The 18511-nt window shown below is 69.6% G+C and carries 26 protein-coding genes; 2 read left to right on the top strand and 24 right to left on the bottom strand.

The annotated features are described in order from the left end of the window. Positions 1 to 117: 117 nt before the first annotated feature. The 21 genes from rplO to rpsJ all read right to left on the bottom strand — a co-directional run bounded on the left by rplO (position 118) and on the right by rpsJ (position 9790). Positions 118 to 573: a 50S ribosomal protein L15 gene (rplO, locus tag GQS52_RS15135; protein WP_182313944.1), complete on the bottom strand. Its 456-nt coding sequence runs from the start codon at positions 571 to 573 to the stop codon at positions 118 to 120. A gap of 2 nt (positions 574 to 575) precedes the next feature. Continuing rightward, positions 576 to 758 carry a 50S ribosomal protein L30 gene (gene rpmD / locus GQS52_RS15130; RefSeq protein WP_182313943.1) on the bottom strand — a complete coding sequence of 61 codons (183 nt, stop codon included), beginning with the start codon at positions 756 to 758 and terminating at the stop codon, positions 576 to 578. Further along, a complete protein-coding gene (gene rpsE / locus GQS52_RS15125; RefSeq protein WP_182313942.1) occupies positions 758 to 1363 on the bottom strand; it encodes a 30S ribosomal protein S5 in 606 nt (201 codons plus the stop codon). Before rpsE ends, rpmD begins: the two co-directional genes overlap by 1 nt. 41 nt (positions 1364 to 1404) lie before the next feature. After that, a complete protein-coding gene (gene rplR, locus GQS52_RS15120; protein ID WP_182313941.1) occupies positions 1405 to 1788 on the bottom strand; it encodes a 50S ribosomal protein L18 in 384 nt (127 codons plus the stop codon). Positions 1789 to 1791: 3 nt separating this feature from the next. Further along, positions 1792 to 2331 carry a 50S ribosomal protein L6 gene (gene rplF, locus GQS52_RS15115; RefSeq protein WP_182313940.1) on the bottom strand — a complete coding sequence of 180 codons (540 nt, stop codon included), beginning with the start codon at positions 2329 to 2331 and terminating at the stop codon, positions 1792 to 1794. A gap of 20 nt (positions 2332 to 2351) precedes the next feature. Continuing rightward, positions 2352 to 2750 (bottom strand): 30S ribosomal protein S8, encoded by a 399-nt coding sequence (gene rpsH / locus GQS52_RS15110; RefSeq protein WP_182313939.1) that lies wholly within the window; start codon positions 2748 to 2750, stop codon positions 2352 to 2354. A 207-nt stretch (positions 2751 to 2957) separates the two neighbouring features. Continuing rightward, positions 2958 to 3143, bottom strand: coding sequence for a type Z 30S ribosomal protein S14 (locus tag GQS52_RS15105; protein ID WP_030368403.1), 186 nt, complete (start codon positions 3141 to 3143; stop codon positions 2958 to 2960). A 2-nt stretch (positions 3144 to 3145) separates the two neighbouring features. Further along, positions 3146 to 3706, bottom strand: coding sequence for a 50S ribosomal protein L5 (rplE, locus tag GQS52_RS15100; protein ID WP_182313938.1), 561 nt, complete (start codon positions 3704 to 3706; stop codon positions 3146 to 3148). Next, positions 3706 to 4029 (bottom strand): 50S ribosomal protein L24, encoded by a 324-nt coding sequence (rplX, locus tag GQS52_RS15095; RefSeq protein ID WP_182313937.1) that lies wholly within the window; start codon positions 4027 to 4029, stop codon positions 3706 to 3708. The genes rplE and rplX overlap by 1 nt, the downstream gene beginning before the upstream one ends. 3 nt (positions 4030 to 4032) lie before the next feature. Continuing rightward, on the bottom strand, positions 4033 to 4401 hold the full coding sequence (gene rplN / locus GQS52_RS15090) for a 50S ribosomal protein L14 (RefSeq protein WP_055718836.1): 369 nt from the start codon (positions 4399 to 4401) through the stop codon (positions 4033 to 4035). Positions 4402 to 4499: 98 nt separating this feature from the next. Continuing rightward, on the bottom strand, positions 4500 to 4784 hold the full coding sequence (rpsQ, locus tag GQS52_RS15085) for a 30S ribosomal protein S17 (protein WP_182313936.1): 285 nt from the start codon (positions 4782 to 4784) through the stop codon (positions 4500 to 4502). Beyond that, positions 4784 to 5008 carry a 50S ribosomal protein L29 gene (gene rpmC, locus GQS52_RS15080; protein WP_182313935.1) on the bottom strand — a complete coding sequence of 75 codons (225 nt, stop codon included), beginning with the start codon at positions 5006 to 5008 and terminating at the stop codon, positions 4784 to 4786. The genes rpsQ and rpmC overlap by 1 nt, the downstream gene beginning before the upstream one ends. Next, complete coding sequence (rplP, locus tag GQS52_RS15075; protein WP_182313934.1) at positions 5008 to 5427, bottom strand: 50S ribosomal protein L16; 420 nt, start codon at positions 5425 to 5427, stop codon at positions 5008 to 5010. The genes rpmC and rplP overlap by 1 nt, the downstream gene beginning before the upstream one ends. Before the next feature lie 6 nt (positions 5428 to 5433). Continuing rightward, entirely contained in the window at positions 5434 to 6261 is an 828-nt protein-coding gene (gene rpsC, locus GQS52_RS15070; protein ID WP_182313933.1) for a 30S ribosomal protein S3, read from the bottom strand. Beyond that, on the bottom strand, positions 6261 to 6608 hold the full coding sequence (gene rplV / locus GQS52_RS15065) for a 50S ribosomal protein L22 (RefSeq protein WP_182316464.1): 348 nt from the start codon (positions 6606 to 6608) through the stop codon (positions 6261 to 6263). Before rplV ends, rpsC begins: the two co-directional genes overlap by 1 nt. 46 nt (positions 6609 to 6654) lie before the next feature. Continuing rightward, complete coding sequence (gene rpsS, locus GQS52_RS15060) at positions 6655 to 6936, bottom strand: 30S ribosomal protein S19 (RefSeq protein ID WP_182313932.1); 282 nt, start codon at positions 6934 to 6936, stop codon at positions 6655 to 6657. Between the two features lie 12 nt (positions 6937 to 6948). Continuing rightward, a complete protein-coding gene (gene rplB / locus GQS52_RS15055; RefSeq protein ID WP_182313931.1) occupies positions 6949 to 7785 on the bottom strand; it encodes a 50S ribosomal protein L2 in 837 nt (278 codons plus the stop codon). Positions 7786 to 7824: 39 nt separating this feature from the next. Beyond that, positions 7825 to 8148, bottom strand: a complete 324-nt coding sequence (gene rplW, locus GQS52_RS15050) for a 50S ribosomal protein L23 (protein WP_182313930.1) — start codon at positions 8146 to 8148, stop codon at positions 7825 to 7827. Further along, the gene (rplD, locus tag GQS52_RS15045) at positions 8148 to 8819 is read right to left on the bottom strand and encodes a 50S ribosomal protein L4 (RefSeq protein WP_182313929.1); all 672 of its coding nucleotides are present in this window, start codon (positions 8817 to 8819) and stop codon (positions 8148 to 8150) included. The genes rplW and rplD overlap by 1 nt, the downstream gene beginning before the upstream one ends. 4 nt (positions 8820 to 8823) lie before the next feature. Continuing rightward, positions 8824 to 9468 (bottom strand): 50S ribosomal protein L3, encoded by a 645-nt coding sequence (gene rplC / locus GQS52_RS15040; protein WP_182313928.1) that lies wholly within the window; start codon positions 9466 to 9468, stop codon positions 8824 to 8826. 13 nt (positions 9469 to 9481) lie between these two features. Then, positions 9482 to 9790, bottom strand: a complete 309-nt coding sequence (gene rpsJ / locus GQS52_RS15035) for a 30S ribosomal protein S10 (protein WP_182313927.1) — start codon at positions 9788 to 9790, stop codon at positions 9482 to 9484. A 438-nt stretch (positions 9791 to 10228) separates the two neighbouring features. On the opposite strand from rpsJ, the gene GQS52_RS15030 reads away from it, so the two are divergent. Both GQS52_RS15030 and GQS52_RS15025 read left to right on the top strand, forming a co-directional pair. After that, entirely contained in the window at positions 10229 to 12064 is a 1836-nt protein-coding gene (locus GQS52_RS15030) for a hypothetical protein (RefSeq protein ID WP_182313926.1), read from the top strand. A 66-nt stretch (positions 12065 to 12130) separates the two neighbouring features. Further along, positions 12131 to 14059 carry a hypothetical protein gene (locus GQS52_RS15025; protein ID WP_182313925.1) on the top strand — a complete coding sequence of 643 codons (1929 nt, stop codon included), beginning with the start codon at positions 12131 to 12133 and terminating at the stop codon, positions 14057 to 14059. Between the two features lie 39 nt (positions 14060 to 14098). On the opposite strand, the gene panD is transcribed toward GQS52_RS15025, so the two are convergent. The 3 genes from panD to fusA form a co-directional block, all read right to left on the bottom strand. After that, positions 14099 to 14539 carry an aspartate 1-decarboxylase gene (gene panD, locus GQS52_RS15020; RefSeq protein WP_182313924.1) on the bottom strand — a complete coding sequence of 147 codons (441 nt, stop codon included), beginning with the start codon at positions 14537 to 14539 and terminating at the stop codon, positions 14099 to 14101. Between the two features lie 420 nt (positions 14540 to 14959). Next, positions 14960 to 16153 carry an elongation factor Tu gene (gene tuf / locus GQS52_RS15015; protein WP_182313923.1) on the bottom strand — a complete coding sequence of 398 codons (1194 nt, stop codon included), beginning with the start codon at positions 16151 to 16153 and terminating at the stop codon, positions 14960 to 14962. A 205-nt stretch (positions 16154 to 16358) separates the two neighbouring features. After that, entirely contained in the window at positions 16359 to 18482 is a 2124-nt protein-coding gene (gene fusA / locus GQS52_RS15010; RefSeq protein WP_182313922.1) for an elongation factor G, read from the bottom strand. Positions 18483 to 18511: the final 29 nt, after the last annotated feature.

Raw genomic sequence — 18511 nt, 5'->3', positions numbered from 1 at the left:
AACTGTGCACCTGCGGCCGGACAGCCGCCCCAGGAGGGAACGAAGAGGGCCGGGAACCCCCTGAACGGGGGTTCCCGGCCCTCTTCGCGATCTTCGCGATCAGACGGGCACCGGGGCTCAGACGAGCTCGGTGACCGAACCGCCGGCGGCGGTGATCTTCTCCTTGGCGGAGCCGGAGACGGCGTCGACCGTCACCTGCAGCGCCACGGAGATCTCGCCGGTGCCGAGCACCTTGACGAGCTCGTTCTTGCGCACCGCGCCCTTGGCGACCAGGTCCGCGACGGTGACCTCGCCACCCTCGGGGTACAGGGCCGCGAGCTTGTCCAGGTTCACGACCTGGTACTCGGTGCGGAACGGGTTCTTGAAGCCCTTGAGCTTCGGGAGGCGCATGTGGAGGGGCATCTGCCCGCCCTCGAAGCGCTCCGGAACCTGGTAGCGGGCCTTGGTGCCCTTGGTACCACGGCCGGCCGTCTTGCCCTTGGACGCCTCACCACGACCCACACGGGTCTTGGCGGTCTTGGCACCCGGGGCCGGACGGAGGTTGTGGACCTTCAGCGGGTTGTCAGCACCCATGATCAGTCGACCTCCTCGACCGTGACGAGGTGGCGCACGGTCTGGGCCATCCCGCGGATCTCGGGACGGTCCTCCTTGACCACCACGTCGTTCAGGCGCTTGAGCCCGAGCGAACGCAGGGTGTCACGGTGGTTCTGCTTGCTGCCGATGTACGACTTCGTCTGCGTGATCTTCAGGCGGGCCATTACGCACCCACCCCTGCACGCGCACGGAGCAGAGCCGCCGGGGCGACGTCCTCGAGCGGCAGGCCGCGGCGGGCCGCGATCTCCTCCGGGCGCTGGAGCCCGCGGAGAGCCGCCACCGTGGCGTGCACGATGTTGATCGGGTTCGACGAGCCGAGCGACTTGCTGAGCACGTCGTGGATGCCGGCGCACTCGAGCACGGCGCGCACCGGGCCACCGGCGATCACACCGGTACCGGGGGAAGCCGGCTTGAGCAGCACGACACCGGCCGCCTCCTCACCCTGGATCGGGTGGGGAATGGTGCCCTGGATACGGGGGACCTTGAAGAAGTGCTTCTTGGCCTCCTCCACACCCTTGGCGATGGCGGCCGGCACCTCCTTGGCCTTGCCGTAACCGACACCGACGGTGCCGTCTCCGTCACCGACGACGACCAGGGCGGTGAAGCTGAAGCGACGACCACCCTTCACGACCTTGGCGACACGGTTGATCGCGACAACGCGCTCGACGTAAGCGGTCTTCTCGGCAGCTGCGCCGCCGTCCCGCCGGTCCTTCCGGTCCCGCCGCTCGCCGCCACCGGCGCCGCCACCGCGGCGCTGGGGTCCAGCCATTGGAATTACCTCTCTCGTTTGCGTCCGCTAGCTACGGCGGCTCAGAACTTGAGCCCGGCCTCGCGGGCGGCGTCCGCCAGGGCGGCGATGCGCCCGGCGTACTGGTTGCCCCCGCGGTCGAACACGACGGCCTCGATGCCGGCGGCCTTGGCCCGCTCGGCAACCAGGGCGCCGACCGCCTTGGCCTGCCCGGTCTTGTCGGCCTCGCCACCACGGATGGACGTGTCCAGCGTGGAGGCGGAGGCGAGCGTGTGGCCCGCGATGTCGTCGATGACCTGCGCCACCATGTGACGGTTGGAGCGGGTCACGACCAGACGCGGACGCACCGGCGTACCGGAGACCCGCTTGCGGACGCGGATGGCACGGCGCTTGCGGGCGTTCGCCTTGTAGGCGTGGCCCTTGCCGATCTTCACACCGACTGCCATGGCTTACTTACCAGCCTTTCCGACCTTGCGGCGGATGACCTCGCCCGCGTACTTCACGCCCTTGGCCTTGTACGGGTCGGGCTTGCGCAGCTTGCGGATGTTCGCGGCGACCTCGCCGACCTTCTGCTTGTCGATGCCCTCGACGCTGAACTTGGTGGGGGTGTCGACCTTGAAGGTGATGCCCTCCGGGGCCTCGACGAGCACGGGGTGGCTGTAGCCCAGGGAGAACTCAAGGGCGGAACCCTTGGCCTGGACGCGGTAGCCGACACCGCTGATCTCGAGCGCCTTGCTGTAGCCCGTGGTCACGCCGGTGATCATGTTCGCCACCAGCGTCCGCGACAGGCCGTGCAGGGCCTTGGACTGACGCTCGTCGTTGGGGCGCGACACCTGCAGGGTGCCGTCCTCGCCCTTGGCGATCTCGATCGGCGCGGCAACGGTGTGGGAGAGGGTGCCCTTGGGGCCCTTCACCTGAACCGTCCGGCCATCGATGGTGACGTCCACGCCGGCGGGAACCGTGATGGGCAGCCGTCCAATACGCGACATGGCTAAACCTCCGTTTCCCGTTACCAGACGTAGGCGAGGACTTCGCCGCCCACGCCCTTCTTGTTCGCCTGCTTGTCGGTGAGCAGACCGTGCGACGTGGAGATGATCGCCACGCCCAGGCCGCCGAGCACCTTCGGCAGGTTGGTGGACTTTGCGTAGACCCGCAGGCCCGGCTTGGAGATGCGCTTGATACCGGCGATCGAGCGCTCGCGGTTCGGGCCGAACTTCAGGTCGATGACGAGGTTCTTGCCCACCTCGGCGTCCTCGACCTTCCAGCCGGCGATGTAGCCCTCCTGCTGGAGGATCTCCGCGATGTGCGACTTGATCTTGCTGAACGGCATCACGGCAGAGTCGTGGTAAGCCGAGTTGGCGTTTCGCAGACGCGTGAGCATGTCTGCGATCGGGTCGGTCATGGTCATGATGGCCTTCGGGCCTCTCTCGCCGGGGTTTCCGGTGCGACGTCCCTCTCCCCGAGCAGAGTCGGAGCAGGTGCGAAGCGGGGACCTACGGCGTAGTAAGACGGTCATGGGCGGCGGGGCCCAACCCTTCTACTCTACGCGAGAGAAGAGCCGGGTCCCGCCGACCAGTTGCTTACCGAGAGTTCCTGGGGTCCTCCGGGAGGAGGATTACCAGGAGCTCTTGGTCACGCCCGGCAGCTCGCCGCGGTGGGCCATCTCACGGAGGCACACACGGCACAGGCCGAACTTGCGGTAGACGGAGTGCGGGCGGCCGCAGCGCTGGCAGCGCGTGTACGCACGCACGCCGAACTTGGGCTTGCGGGCAGCCTTAGCGATCAGAGACTTCTTCGCCACGGTCAGTTCTCCTTGAACGGGAAGCCGAGGTGACGCAGGAGGGCGCGGCCCTCGTCGTCGTTGGTCGCCGTGGTGACCACGGTGATGTCCATGCCCCGGACCCGGTCGATCTTGTCCTGGTCGATCTCGTGGAACATGACCTGCTCCGTGAGACCGAAGGTGTAGTTGCCCCGGCCGTCGAACTGCTTCGGCGACAGGCCGCGGAAGTCGCGGATGCGCGGAAGCGCGAGCGACAGCAGGCGGTCCAGGAACTCCCACATGCGGTCACCGCGGAGGGTGACGTGGGCACCGATCGGCTGGCCCTCGCGCAGCTTGAACTGCGCGATGGACTTGCGGGCCTTGGTCACGGCCGGCTTCTGGCCGGTGATCGTGGCGAGGTCGCGGATGGCGCCCTCGATCAGCTTGGAGTCGCGGGCGGCGTCGCCCACACCCATGTTGACCACGATCTTGGTCAGGCCGGGGATCTGCATGACGTTCTCGTAGGCGAACTCGTCACGCAGCTTGCCGGCGATCTCCTCGCGGTAGCGGGTCTTCAGCCGCGGCGAAGTGGTGGTGGCAGTCATCAGATGTCCTCACCGGTCCGCTTGGCAACGCGGATCTTGTTGCCCTCGTCGTCGAAGCGGTAGCCGACGCGGGTCACGACCTTCTTGCCGTCCTTCTCCACGACGAGCTGAACATTGCTCACGTGGATGGGGGCCTCGGTGGTCACGATGCCGCCGGTCTTGGAACCACCCGCGGACTGGCCGGCCTTGGTGTGCTTCTTGACCCGGTTGACACCCTCGACCAGGACGCGGTCGTCGGCGGGGAAGGCCTGGATGACCTTGCCCTGCTTGCCCTTGTCCTTGCCGGTGATGACCTGGACCAGGTCGCCCTTCTTGATCTTCATCGGTTACAGCACCTCCGGCGCGAGCGAGATGATCTTCATGAACTTCTTCTCGCGCAGCTCGCGGCCCACCGGGCCGAAGATACGGGTGCCGCGGGGGTCGCCGTCGTTCTTGAGGATGACGGCGGCGTTCTCGTCGAAGCGGATGTACGAGCCGTCCGGGCGGCGGCGCTCCTTGACGGTGCGCACGACGACCGCCTTGACGACGTCGCCCTTCTTCACGTTGCCACCGGGGATCGCGTCCTTGACGGTGGCGACGATGACGTCACCGATGCCCGCGTAGCGGCGACCCGAGCCACCGAGAACACGGATGCAGAGAATCTCCTTGGCACCCGTGTTGTCGGCGACGCGAAGTCGCGACTCCTGCTGGATCACGTCTGTCTCCTGATCGTCTGCCGGTTCCCGGCCGGGACGCACTCGGTGCGTCCCGGCCGAGCCTGGCGGAACTAGTCCTGAGGAGGAACCTCAGGTGGTTACTTGGCCTTCTCGAGGATCTCGACGACGCGCCAGCGCTTCGTCGCGGACAGCGGCCGGGTCTCCATGAGGAGGACGCGGTCGCCGACACCCGCGGCGTTCTGCTCGTCGTGCGCCTTGAGCTTGTTGGTGCGACGGATGACCTTGCCGTAGAGGGCGTGCTTGACGCGGTCCTCGACGGCGACCACAACGGTCTTGTCCATCTTGTCGCTGACGACGAGGCCCTCGCGGGTCTTGCGGAAGCCGCGCTCGTTGTTGGCTGCAGTCACATTCTTCTCGCTCATCAGGCGCTCTCCACCGTCTCGATGCCGAGCTCGCGCTCGCGCATCAGGGTGTAGATCCGGGCGATGTCCTTGCGGACGGCCTTCAGCCGGCCGTGGTTCTCGAGCTGTCCGGTCGCCGCCTGGAAGCGGAGGTTGAACAGCTCCTCCTTGGCCTCACGCAGCTTGGCGACGAGCTCCTCGTCACCGAGTGCGCGCAGCTCGGTCGCCTTGGTACCGGCCGCCATCACGACTCACCTGCCTCGCGCCGGACGATCCGGCACTTCATCGGAAGCTTGTGGGCGGCGCGGGTCAGCGCCTCCTTGGCAACCTTCTCGTTCGGGTAGGACAGCTCGAACATCACGCGTCCGGGCTTGACGTTGGCCACCCACCACTCCGGGGAACCCTTACCGGAACCCATGCGGGTCTCGGCCGGCTTCTTGGTCAGCGGGCGGTCCGGGTAGATGTTGATCCAGACCTTGCCGCCACGGCGGATGTGACGGGTGATGGCGATACGCGCCGCCTCGATCTGGCGGTTGGTCACGTACGCCGGGGTCACCGCCTGGATGCCGTACTCGCCGAACGCCACCTCGGTGCCGCCCTTGGCCATGCCGGAGCGCTTGGGGTGGTGCTGCTTGCGGTGCTTGACCCTACGGGGGATCAGCATGACGGGTCAGGCCTCCGTTCCGGTGCTCTCGGCAGCGGCCGGAGCCTCAGCGGCGGGGGCCTCGGCCTTGGGGGCCTCGGTCCGCTCCTGCTGCGGCTTGCGGCCGCGGCCGCCGCGCTCGCCACCACGGCGCTGCGGACGGTCACTGCCACCGCGGGAGGGACGGTTGCCCGCACGGGCAGCCGCGTTCTCCGCGCGGACCTCGGCGATGTTCTTCACGTCGCCCTTGTAGATCCAGACCTTCACGCCGATGCGGCCGAAGGTGGTCTTGGCCTCGAAGAAGCCGTACTCGACGTTCGCGCGCAGGGTGTGCAGCGGCACACGGCCCTCGCGGTAGAACTCCGAGCGGGACATCTCGGCGCCGCCGAGACGGCCGCCGCACTGGATCTTGATGCCCTTGGCGCCGGCCTTCATCGTGCTCTGCATCGACTTGCGCATCGCACGACGGAAGGAGACGCGGGAGGAGAGCTGCTCGGCGACGGCCTGCGCCACGAGCTGGGCGTCCATCTCGGGGTTCTTGACCTCGAGGATGTTCAGCTGCACCTGCTTGCCGGTGAGCTTCTCCAGGTCGCCGCGGATGCGGTCGGCCTCCGCGCCGCGACGGCCGATGACGATGCCCGGCCGGGCGGTGTGGATGTCGACGCGGACGCGGTCGCGGGTGCGCTCGATCTCCACCTTGGAGATGCCGGCCCGCTCCATGCCCGTCGTCATCATCCGGCGGATGGCGACGTCTTCCTTGACGTAGTCCTTGTACAGCTTGTCGGCGTACCACCGGGACTTGAAGTCCGTGGTGATGCCGAGCCGGAACCCGTGCGGGTTAACCTTCTGGCCCATTACCGGGTCCCTTCCTTGCTGGCGACGACCACGGTGATGTGGCTGGTGCGCTTGCGGATCCGGTACGCACGGCCCTGGGCGCGCGGCTGGAACCGCTTCAGGGTCGGGCCCTCGTCGACGTACGCCTCGCTGACGTAGAGCGAGTCCACGTCGGTGTGGTCGTAGTTGTGCGCGGCGTTGGCGATGGCGCTGTCCAGCACCTTGCCGACCGGCTGGCTCGCGGCCTGCGGAGCGAATCGCAGGACCGCCTGAGCCTCCGTGGCGCTCATGCCACGGATGAGGTCCACCACGCGGCGGGCCTTCATGGGCGTGACGCGGATGTACCGCGCCTGGGCCCTGGCTTCCATGGTTGTCCCTTCGGTGTCAGTCATAGGTCTTCGCTATTTCCGCAGATCAGCGACGACGCGACTTGCGGTCGTCCTTCTCGTGGCCGCGGAAGGTGCGGGTCGGCGCGAACTCGCCGAGCTTGTGGCCGACCATCGACTCGGTGACGAACACCGGGACGTGCTTGCGGCCGTCGTGCACCGCGATCGTGTGGCCGAGCATGGCCGGGACGATCATGGAGCGGCGGGACCAGGTCTTGATGACGTTGTGGGTACCGGCTTCGTTCTGCGTGTCCACCTTCTTGATCAGGTGGTCGTCGACGAAGGGTCCCTTCTTGAGACTGCGCGGCATCTAAACCTGCTCCTAGCGCTTCTTGTTCGTCTTGCGGCGGCGGACGATGTACTTGTTGCTGGCCTTCTTCGGCGAGCGAGTACGGCCCTCCTTCTGGCCCCACGGCGAAACCGGGTGGCGACCACCGGAGGTCTTGCCCTCACCACCACCGTGCGGGTGGTCGACAGGGTTCATCGCGACACCGCGGACGGTCGGGCGAACGCCCTTCCAGCGCATACGGCCGGCCTTGCCCCAGTTGATGTTCGACTGCTCGGCGTTGCCGACCTCGCCAACGGTGGCGCGGCAGCGGATGTCGACCAGACGGACCTCGCCGGAGGGCATGCGCAGGTGGGCGTAGGCGCCCTCCTTCGCCAGCAGCTGCACGGAGGAGCCCGCGGAACGGGCGATCTTCGCGCCGCCGCCGGGACGCATCTCGATGGCGTGGATGACCGTACCCACCGGGATGTTGCGCAGCGGGAGGTTGTTGCCCGGCTTGATGTCGGCGCCGGGGCCGTTCTCGACCCGGTCGCCCTGGGAGAGCTTGGCCGGAGCGATGATGTAACGCTTCTCGCCGTCCGCGTAGTGCAGCAGCGCGATGCGTGCGGTGCGGTTCGGGTCGTACTCGATGTGAGCGACCTTGGCCGGGACGCCGTCCTTGTCGTGACGGCGGAAGTCGATCACGCGGTACGCGCGCTTGTGCCCGCCACCCTGGTGGCGAACGGTCACGCGACCGGCGTTGTTACGACCGCCCTTGCTGTGCAGCGGGCGGACCAGCGACTTCTCCGGCGTGGACCGCGTGATCTCGACGAAGTCGGCGACGCTGGAGCCACGACGGCCCGGGGTCGTCGGCTTGTACTTGCGGATACCCATTTCTCAGTCCTCGTCCGATATCGGACGACTCGACCTCCGTCAGGAGACCGGGCCGCCGAAGATGTCGATACGGTCGCCCTCGGCGAGGGTCACGATGGCGCGCTTGGTGTCCTTGCGCTTACCGAAACCGGTCCGGGTGCGCTTGCGCTTGCCCTGGCGGTTGATGGTGTTGACACCGACGACCTTGACCGAGAAGACCGCCTCGACGGACTGCTTGATCTGGGTCTTGTTGGCACGCGGGTCGACGATGAACGTGTACTTGTTCTCGTCCAGAAGCGCGTAGCTCTTCTCGGAGATCACCGGCTTGAGCAGGATGTCACGGGGGTCCGTGATCGTCTTGCTGGTGAGCGTCTCGGTGGCCATCAGGCGTCGCTCCCTTCGAGCTCAACCTCGGCGACGGCCTTGGCGGACGCGGCCGGTCCGGCCACGAAGCGCTCGAGGGCGGCCTGGGTGAAGACCACGTCGTCGGAGACGAGCACGTCGTACGTGTTCAGCTGTCCCGGCTCCAGGATGTGGATCTGGGGCAGGTTGCGGGCGGACAGCCACGCGGCCTCGTCGGTCCGCTCGGCGACCAGGAGCAGGTTCTTGCGCTCGCTGATCCTGCCGAACAGGGTCTTGGCGGCCTTGGTGGAGACCTCGCCCTCGACCACGCCGGTGACGACGTGGATGCGGTTGTGGCGGGCCCGGTCCGAGAGGGCACCGCGCAGGGCGGCGGCCTTCATCTTCTTCGGGGTCCGCTGCGAGTAGTCGCGCGGCACGGGACCGTGCACGACGCCACCACCGGCGAACTGCGGGGCGCGGGTCGAACCCTGGCGGGCGCGGCCGGTGCCCTTCTGGCGGTACGGCTTCTTGCCGCCGCCACGGACCTCGCCGCGGGTCTTCGTCTTGTGCGTGCCCTGGCGGGCAGCGGCCAGCTGGGCGACGACGACCTGGTGGATCAGCGGAACGCTGACCTGCACGTCGAAGATCTCCGCGGGGAGCTCGACGGTCCCGGTCTTGTCACCGGCCGGCGACAGGATGTCAATGGTGCTCATTACCTCAAGCCCCCTTGGCCGCGGTGCGGACCAGGACGAGGCCGCCGTTCGGACCGGGGACGGCGCCCTTGATGAGCAGCAGGCCCTTGTCCGCGTCAACGGCGTGGACGGTCAGGTTCTGGACGGACACGCGCTCGTTGCCCATGCGGCCAGCCATGCGGAGGCCCTTGAACACGCGGCCGGGGGTGGCGCAGCCACCGATGGAGCCCGGCGAGCGGTGCTTGCGCTGGGTGCCGTGACCGGCGCCCAGACCGCGGAAGTTGTGGCGCTTCATCACACCGGCGAAGCCCTTGCCCTTGCTGGTGCCGGTCACGTCGACCTTGACACCGGACTCGAACACCTCGGCGGTGATCTCCTGGCCCAGCGTGTACTCGCTGGCGTCCGCGGTGCGGATCTCGACCAGGTGACGGCGGGGGGTGACGTCCGCCTTGGCGAAGTGGCCCTTGAGGGGCTTGTTCACCTTGCGCGGGTCGATCTCGCCGAACGCGATCTGGACGGCCTCGTAGCCGTCGGTGTCTGCGGTGCGGACCTGGGTCACGATGCACGGACCGGCCTTGACCACGGTGACCGGGACGACGCGGTTGTTCTCGTCCCACACCTGGGTCATGCCGAGCTTCTCGCCCAGGACGCCCTTGATCTGCTTAGCCATCTCGCGCGTCACCTCAGAGCTTGATCTCGATGTCGACGCCGGCCGGCAGGTCGAGACGCATGAGCGAGTCGACCGTCTTCGGCGTGGGGTCGAGGATGTCGATGAGGCGCTTGTGCGTACGCATCTCGAAGTGCTCGCGCGAGTCCTTGTACTTGTGCGGCGAGCGGATGACGCAGTACACGTTCTTCTCTGTGGGCAGCGGCACCGGGCCCGCGACCTGCGCACCAGTACGGGTGACGGTCTCGACGATCTTCTTCGCCGAGGTGTCGATCACCTCGTGGTCGTAGGCCTTGAGCCGGATGCGGATCTTCTGTCCCGCCATGGCTACTTCGTAGTCCTGTCTGTAGTGAATACGCTCTGGTACCCGTGTGGGGGCTGCTTTTCTCCGACCCCCGAGGTCGGGCGTGTCGCATCCCTTCCAACAGTTCTCCGCAAGGAGGAACCCTCTGGGAGGGGGTGCGGCACACGTGACCGCGGTTGCGATTACTCGCAGGGGATCGGGGGAAAACACCCACCGGGCGCCTGGCCGGGCCCGTGCGTACGCTTCCCGGAAGATTCCCGTACTTCCACCCCTGATGAGAGGTGACGAGTACTGCGGGACTCGCTTCCAGTTCCCCCGACGGGAGACGCGCAGCATCGGCACTCGACCGAGCAACTTGGCTAGTGTGCCATATGGGGCAGAGGCCACGCCAATCGGCGGCCGGAGATCGTACACCGGTCGGGGGCACCCCGCCGTCCTTCGCCTCGTCATAATCCTTGCGTGAGCGAGACACCCGTTCCGTTGCCGCCCGGCCGCACGCCCGACGACACCCCCTCGTGGACCTGGCCCGAAGCCGCCCGCTGGGCCCGCGAGCGCCCGCCGGGGTGGGCACGGCCGGGCTGGTCGGCCCTGGCCCTGCTGCTGAGCGTCGCCTGGGCGGTCGCCGCGGAGCCGCTCGTACCCTGCAGCGACGACGCCCCCTGCGGGCCGGACTGGCTCGGCGCCGTCCAGATCGGCCTGGTCGTGGCGCAGTTGCTGTGGTACTTCCGGCTGCCGGAGGCCACCCTCGTCTCGGCCCCGCTCCTGGCCGCGCTGGTCACCTGGAACGAACTCCTGACCGCTCCCGGCACCGCCTCACGGACCGCCAATTCCGCCGTGGTCGCGGCCCTCGCCCTCGGCTGGACGGCGGCACAGCAGCGGCTCGCGGCACGGCAGCGGCAGCGGCACCTGGTGGAGCTCCTCTGCTCCGGCGCCCGGCACCGGCTGCCGAAGGGCGCCCCGGGCCGGCTCCCACGCGGAACCGCCGGCCTCCGGACCGGACTCGTGCTCTGCGCGGTCGCCGCCGCCGCGGTCGGCGCCGGCCTGAACGGCACCGCCGCCGACGCCGAACGGGCCGCGGCGGCCACGGCGGTGCGCGGGGAGGTGACCGGCTCCGGGGAGGAGTCGCTGCGGCTGCGCACGACGGACGGCGAGCTCACCGTCGCGAGCCCCTACCCGGAGGAGCACCCCGTCGGCAGCACGGTGACCGTCCTCGTCGACGGCGACTGGAGCCGACTGGCCGCCGAGCCGTACGACGCCTTCGGCCGGCAACTGCTCGCGCTCGCCGCGGCCCTCCCGGGGCTGACGCTCGTGGCGGCGAGCGCCCTGGCCCGCCACCGGGCCGGGGCGCTCGAGAACACGGAGGTCCCGGTGCTGCGCGTCCTCCTGCGCACGGACCTCGACGGCGACACCTGGGTCTACTCCGCCGGTGACGCCGAAGGGCTCACCCCCCTGTTCTCCTGCACCGTCGACCCCTGCAAACCCGCCGGTCCCGGGAAGGACGCGGAGCCCGACACCCGGATGCACGAGGCCCTGCTCCACGGCGCCCCCCACGAGGGCGGCGAGCTGGCCGTGGTCGTCGCCGGCCCGGACGGCGAACCGCTCGTGGCCCGCACCGACAGCCGCATACGCCTCGCGGACGAGGACGACGTGCCCGTGTTCGTCCGCGGCCCCGGGAGCGAGGGCGAGGCAGGGGCGGGGGCCGGCCCCGGCCCGTCCGTGGACCGGGAGGCCGCCGACCGCGCCGCCGCCGCCATGCCGCCGGGCACGCACCCGGTGCGCTGGGGACCGGAGAGGCACACCAGGTACCTGGCGCTGCTGCCTCTCACGGGCGCGGGCTTCCTGGTCGCCAACATCGTCCGCCGCCTGGCCTCGGACGGGTTCGGGTGGCACCTCGCGCAGGTGCTCCTGCTGCCCGCCGCGCTCACCGCCGCCGCGCTCTTCCTCGGCTGGCGCGTCACCGCCGACCGTTCCGGGCTGTGGCTGACCGGCGCCTGGAAGGTCGAGCACCTGCCCTGGAAGGATCTCCGGGCCGTCACCCACATCGACGGAAGCCTCGAAGCCCACCGGACCGACGGCTCCCACTGGCGGCTGGCGGACATCGGAATCCCCTGGTTGGACAGGCGGTTGAGGAGGGATTCGTCGCACGCGCGGGCGGCGGCGGAGATCAACGCGATGCGGGACCACCCGCACCTGCGCCCCACCGAGGAGAGCCCGCCGCTCGACCACGGCATGCCCCTCGGCCCGCTCCTGCTCGGCGCCTGCGTCCTGTGGGGTGCGGCACTGTTCTTCGTCTGACCCCGACGAGAGCCCCGGCGGCGGACCGAGGTGCCGCGCCGCCCTTCACGGCGTCATACTCCTGCGGTGAGCGAGTCACCCGTCCCGCTGCCGCCCGGCCGTGCACCCGACGGCGTCCCCTCCTGGATCTCCTCGGAGGCCGGCCGCTGGACCCGGGAGCGCCCGCCCCGGTGGACCCGGCCGCTCTGGTCAATCCTGGCCCTGTCCGCGGCCCTTTGCTGGACGGTCGCGGCGGAGCCGCCCGGGCCCTGCCACGACTACGCCCACGGGCCCTACGCCCCCTGCGGGCCCGACTGGCTCGACACGGCACGGCTCGGCCTGCTCCTGGGCCAGTTCCTCTGGTACTTCCTGCTGCCGGAGCTCACCCTCCTGTCGGTGCCCGCACTGGCCGCGCTCGTCGCCTGGCAGCAGGTCCGGCCGGACGGCGACGCCTCCCGGCCCGCGTCCCTCGCCGCCCTGGCCGTGGTGGCCGCCCTCGCCCTCGGCTGGGCGGCGGCGCTCCGCCGCCTGGTGGCACGACGACGGCAGCGGCGCCTGGTGGAGCGGCTCTGCGCCGATGCGCGGCACCCCCTGCCGGAGACCGCCCCGGACCGGATGCGGCGCGGGGCCCGTTCCCTGCGGGCCGGGCTCGTCCTGTGCGCGGTCGCCGCCGCCGCGACCGGCGCCGGCCTGACCGTCGCCGCGGAGCGGGAGGAAGCAGCGCCGGCGGTACCGGACCTGACAACCGGCGCCCACGCGCCCCTTCCTGTCCCGGAGTTCGGGGACGGCTACCACCCGTTCCCCGCCGGCGGCTTCGAAACGGCGCCGAGGGACGTCGCGGTGATCGTCGTGGCCGAGGGGGAAGCGGAGGACGACCTGTTCGCCGGGGTCTTCGGCTCCTTCGGCCTGCAGTTGTCCGCACTCGCCGCAGGCGTGCCGGGGGCGACCCTCGTCGCGGCGGGGGCCCTGGCCCGCCGCCGGGCCGCGGTGCCGGACGGCGCGCGGGTCCCGGCGCTGCGGGTGCTGCAGCGCACCGACCTCCACGGCGACACCTGGATCCACCCGGCCGACGACGCCGCAGGGCTCACTCCCCTGTTCTCCTGCACCGCCGTGCCCGCGGACGGCGACGCGGGCCAGGAGGAGGGAGAAGAGGGGGAGACGAGGAAGAACGAGGAGCCGACGGACACCCGGCTGCGCGAGGCCGTGCTCCACGGCGTCCCCCACGAGGGCGGCGAACTGCTCCTGCTCACCACAGGTCCCGACGGCGCGCCGCTCGTGGCGCGCACCGGCAGCCCCGTCCGCCCCGCGTCCGAGGGCGACGAACCGGTACTCCTCCCCGACCCCGACCCCGACCCCGGTCCCGCTCCCGCTCCCGACCCCGGCCACGTCCCGGCTCCCGGACCGGACGCGGACGGCCGGACCCCGGAATCCCCCACCGGCCCGGCGGAGCACGCGGAGTCCGGAACCGCCCCTGCGGACCGAGGGGCCGGCCCGGTGCGCTGGGGGCCGGGCGGGCTCACCCGCTGCGCGGCCCTGCTCCCCCTCGCGGGCTCGGGGTTCCTGACCACGGCGCTGTGCGAGGACCCGGCGGCGGAGAGCCCCGGCCGGCAGCTCCTGGGGATCCTCCTCCTGCCCGTCCTCATCACCGTTGCCGCCGCCCTCCTCGGCCGGCGCGTCACCGCCGACCGCTCCGGCTTGTGGCTGACCGGCGCCTGGCGGGTGCGGCACCTGCCCTGGGAGCAGTTGCGGGCCGTCACCCGTGCCGACGGCGGCCTGCGGATCCTCCGGACCGACGGCACCCGCTGGGTGCTGAGGCTCTTCGTGCTCCCCCGGTCCGGGAGCCGGCCGGGGCGGCAGCCCCCGTACGTGCGGGCGGCCGGGCAGATCAACGCGATGCGGGCCCGCCCGCGGCTGCGCCCCACGGAGGAGAGCCGTCCGCACGAACACGGCATGCCCCTGGGCCCGCTCCTGTGCGTCCCCCACGTCCTGTGGGCGGCGGCCCTGCTGCTGCTGTGAGCGGGCAGCGGCCCGGGGGTCGGCGTGCCGGAAGAGGGGTCAGCCGACGGGTGCCGCGGCGGCCGCCCCGACGGCCTGGGGGCTGCGCTCGGTGTCGCTGCCGGGGACCGGCTCGGAGGCGTCGGTGCCGAGGGCGACGATCCGGTTGTCCGCGTCCACGTGCACCACGCTGGGCCTGAGGGCGCGCGCCTCGGCGTCGTCGACCTGCGCGTAGCTGATCAGGATGACCAGGTCGCCGGGGTGCACCAGGTGGGCGGCCGCGCCGTTGATGCCGATGACGCCGGAGCCGCGCTCGCCCTCGATGACGTAGGTCTCCAGGCGGGCGCCGTTGGTGATGTCGACGATGTGGACCAGCTCGCCGGGCAGCAGGTCGGCGGCGTCCATCAGATCGGCGTCGACCGTCACGGACCCGACGTAGTGCAGGTCGGCCTGGGTCACGGTGGCACGGTGGATCTTGGACTTGAACATGGTGCGCAGCACGGCGTCACTCCTGCGGGGAAAAGGGTCGCGCCCCCGGTCGGGGTACGCGCCGTCCGCACCATGGTAGAGGGACCACTCCCGAGGAGGACAGCCTCCTTCGGAGGCCGCCGGCCGCTCCTCAGAGGTGGTCGATCTCCGTCAGGTCGATGTCGACGGTGAAGGGCACCGAGAGCTTGAGGCGGTCTCCCATGGACGAGATTCTCGACCGTGCACCCACGGTAACGCGCCGGTACGCCGAAGATCGCCACGAAGGGGTGGAACGGTCACGCGCCGTTGACGTCCGCACGCCGTTGACGTCCGGGACGCTCCCCCGGCCCGCCGCGAACGGCGCCCGTGGACGGAAAAAGCCGGGGGCCCCGCGCCGCCGTCCTTGCGGACGGGGCGCGGGGCCCCCGGACCGGGTGCTCCGAGGAGCTCAGATCACTTGATGATCTTGGTGACCTGGCCGGCGCCCACGGTACGGCCACCCTCGCGGATGGCGAACTTCAGGCCCTCCTCCATGGCGACCGGCTGGATCAGCTGGACGGTCATGGGGGTGTTGTCGCCCGGCATGACCATCTCGGTGCCCTCGGGGAGGGTCACGACGCCGGTCACGTCGGTGGTCCGGAAGTAGAACTGCGGACGGTAGTTGTTGAAGAACGGGGTGTGGCGGCCACCCTCGTCCTTCGACAGGATGTAGGCCGTGGCCTCGAACTCGGTGTGCGGGGTCACGGTGCCCGGCTTGATGATGACCTGGCCGCGCTCCACGTCCTCGCGCTTGATGCCGCGGAGGAGCAGACCGACGTTCTCACCGGCCTGGCCCTCGTCGAGGAGCTTGCGGAACATCTCGATGCCGGTGACCGTGGTGGTGGTCTTCTCGGTCTTGATGCCGATGATGTCGACGGTCTCGTTGACCTTGAGGACACCACGCTCGATGCGGCCGGTGACGACCGTACCGCGACCGGTGATGGTGAAGACGTCCTCGATCGGCATGAGGAACGGCTTGTCGACGTCGCGCTCCGGGGTCGGGATCGCCTCGTCGACGGCGTTCATCAGGTTCAGGACCGACTCGGCCCACTCCGGGTCGCCCTCGAGAGCCTTGAGCGCGGAGACCTTGACGACCGGAACGTCGTCGCCCGGGAACTCGTACTCGGAGAGGAGCTCACGGACCTCGAGCTCGACGAGCTCCAGGATCTCCTCGTCGTCCACCATGTCGGCCTTGTTCAGGGCGACGACGATGTACGGCACGCCGACCTGGCGGGCCAGGAGCACGTGCTCCTTGGTCTGCGGCATCGGACCGTCGGTCGCGGCGACCACGAGGATCGCGCCGTCCATCTGGGCGGCACCGGTGATCATGTTCTTGATGTAGTCCGCGTGACCCGGGCAGTCGACGTGGGCGTAGTGACGGTTCTCCGTCTGGTACTCGACGTGCGCGATCGAGATGGTGATACCGCGCTGACGCTCCTCGGGAGCCTTGTCGATCTGGTCGAAGGCCGAGGCCTCGTTCAGGTCCGGGTACTTGTCGTGCAGCACCTTGGTGATCGCCGCCGTGAGCGTCGTCTTACCGTGGTCGATGTGACCGATGGTGCCGATGTTGACGTGCGGCTTAGTCCGCTCGAACTTCGCCTTCGCCACTGGGGTCCTCCTGTGGAGTGGATCTGTACGCCGTGCGACGTCAGGTGGTCTTGCCGGGTTGGTGAGGACCCCGAAGGGCCTTGTACGTGTCGTACCTGTCCAACCCGCGGATTGGGTGCCGGCCCGGGGGCCCGCCACTCCCTTGCCGGGAGCGGCGGGACACCCCGCTGCCTGCGGTCAAGCCTAAGGGGTCCGCAACGCGGGGTTACTCGCCCTTGGCCTTGGCGATGATCTCCTCGGCGACGTTCCGCGGAACCTCGGCGTAGGAGTCGAACTGCATGGAGTAGCTCGCCCGGCCGGAGGTCTTGCTGCGCAGGTCGCCGACGTAGCCGAACATCTCCGACAGCGGGACCAGGCCCTTGACGACCCGGGCGCCGCTGCGCTCCTCCATGGCCTGGATCTGGCCACGGCGGGAGTTGATGTCACCGATGACATCGCCCATGTAGTCCTCGGGCGTGGTGACCTCGACGGCCATCATCGGCTCGAGCAGAGCCGGGCTGGCCTTGCGAGCACCCTCCTTGAACGCCATCGAACCGGCGATCTTGAAGGCGAGCTCGGAGGAGTCGACCTCGTGGTAGGCGCCGTCGAGCAGCGTCACCTTGACACCGGTCAGCGGGTAGCCGGCCAGCACGCCGAACTCCATGGCCTCCTGGCAGCCGGCGTCCACGGACGGGATGTACTCCCGCGGGACACGGCCACCGGTGACCTTGTTCTCGAACTCGTAGCCGTCGCCCTCGAGGGGCTCGATCGCGATCTGCACCTTGGCGAACTGGCCGGAACCACCAGTCTGCTTCTTGTGCGTGTAGTCGATGCGCTCGACGGCCTTGCGGATCGTCTCGCGGTAGGCCACCTGCGGCTTACCGACGTTGGCCTCGACCTTGAACTCGCGCTTCATGCGGTCGACCAGCACGTCGAGGTGCAGCTCGCCCATACCCGCGATGATGGTCTGGCCGGTCTCCTCGTCCGTGTGGACCTGGAAGGACGGGTCCTCCTCGGAGAGGCGCTGGATGGCGACACCCAGCTTCTCCTGGTCGCCCTTGGACTTCGGCTCGATGGCGACCTGGATCACCGGGGCCGGGAAGTCCATCGACTCCAGGATCACCGGGGACGCGGAGTCGCAGAGGGTCTCGCCCGTGGTGGTCTGCTTCAGACCCATGACGGCGACGATGTCGCCGGCGCCCACGCTGTCGATCTCCTCACGCTTGTTCGCGTGCATCCGGTAGATCTTGCCGATGCGCTCCTTCTTGCCCTTCACGGAGTTCAGCACCTGGGTGCCGGCGTCCATGCGGCCGGAGTACACGCGGACGAAGGTGAGCTTGCCCAGGTGGGGGTCGCTCATGATCTTGAACGCGAGGCCCGCGAACGGCTCGTCCTCGGACGGCTTGCGCCGGACGACCTGCTCGGCGTCGGACGGGGAGTGACCCTCGATCGCCTCGATGTCCAGCGGCGACGGCAGGTACCGCACGACCGCGTCGAGCAGGGGCTGGACGCCCTTGTTCTTGAACGCGGTGCCGCAGAAGACCGGGGTGACGGTGGGGTTGCCCTCGCCGCCGGTGGAGGCGATGGTGATGCGGCGGATGGCCTCGTACAGCTGCTCCTCGGTGGGCTCGCCGCCCTCGAGGTACAGCTCCATCATGGCCTCGTCGTTCTCGGCGACGGCCTCGACGAGCTTGCCGCGCCATTCCTCGGCGGTCTCGGCGAGGTCGGCCGGGATGTCGACGATGTCGTACATCTCGCCCTTGACGGCCTCGGCGGACCAGATGAGGGCCTTCATCCGGACGAGGTCGACCACGCCCTGGAAGTCGGACTCGGCGCCGATCGGCAGCTGCATGACCAGCGGGGTCGCGCCGAGGCGGTCCACGATCATGTCGACGCAGCGGAAGAAGTCCGCACCGGTGCGGTCGAGCTTGTTGACGAAGCAGATGCGCGGAACGCCGTAGCGGTCGGCCTGACGCCACACCGTCTCGGACTGCGGCTCCACGCCGGCAACGCCGTCGAACACCGTCACGGCACCGTCGAGCACGCGCAGGGAGCGCTCCACCTCGACGGTGAAGTCGACGTGCCCCGGGGTGTCGATGATGTTGATGGTGTGGTCGACGTTCTCGAGCGGCCAGTGGCAGGTCGTCGCGGCGGACGTGATGGTGATGCCGCGCTCCTGCTCCTGCTCCATCCAGTCCATCGTGGCGGAGCCCTCGTGCGTCTCACCGATCTTGTAGCTCACGCCGGTGTAGAACAGGATCCGCTCGGTGGTGGTCGTCTTGCCCGCGTCGATGTGGGCCATGATCCCGATGTTGCGGACCCTGGCCAGGTCAAGCGAAGTGGTGGCCATAAGGCTCAGTCTTCTCTCGGTTCTCGTCG

Source organism: Streptomyces sp. SCUT-3, assembly GCF_014083985.1.
Taxonomy (GTDB): Bacteria; Actinomycetota; Actinomycetes; order Streptomycetales; family Streptomycetaceae; genus Streptomyces_H; species Streptomyces_H thermolineatus.
Note: the sequence above shows the minus strand (reverse complement) of the source record. Positions and strands in the feature narration are given on the sequence as shown.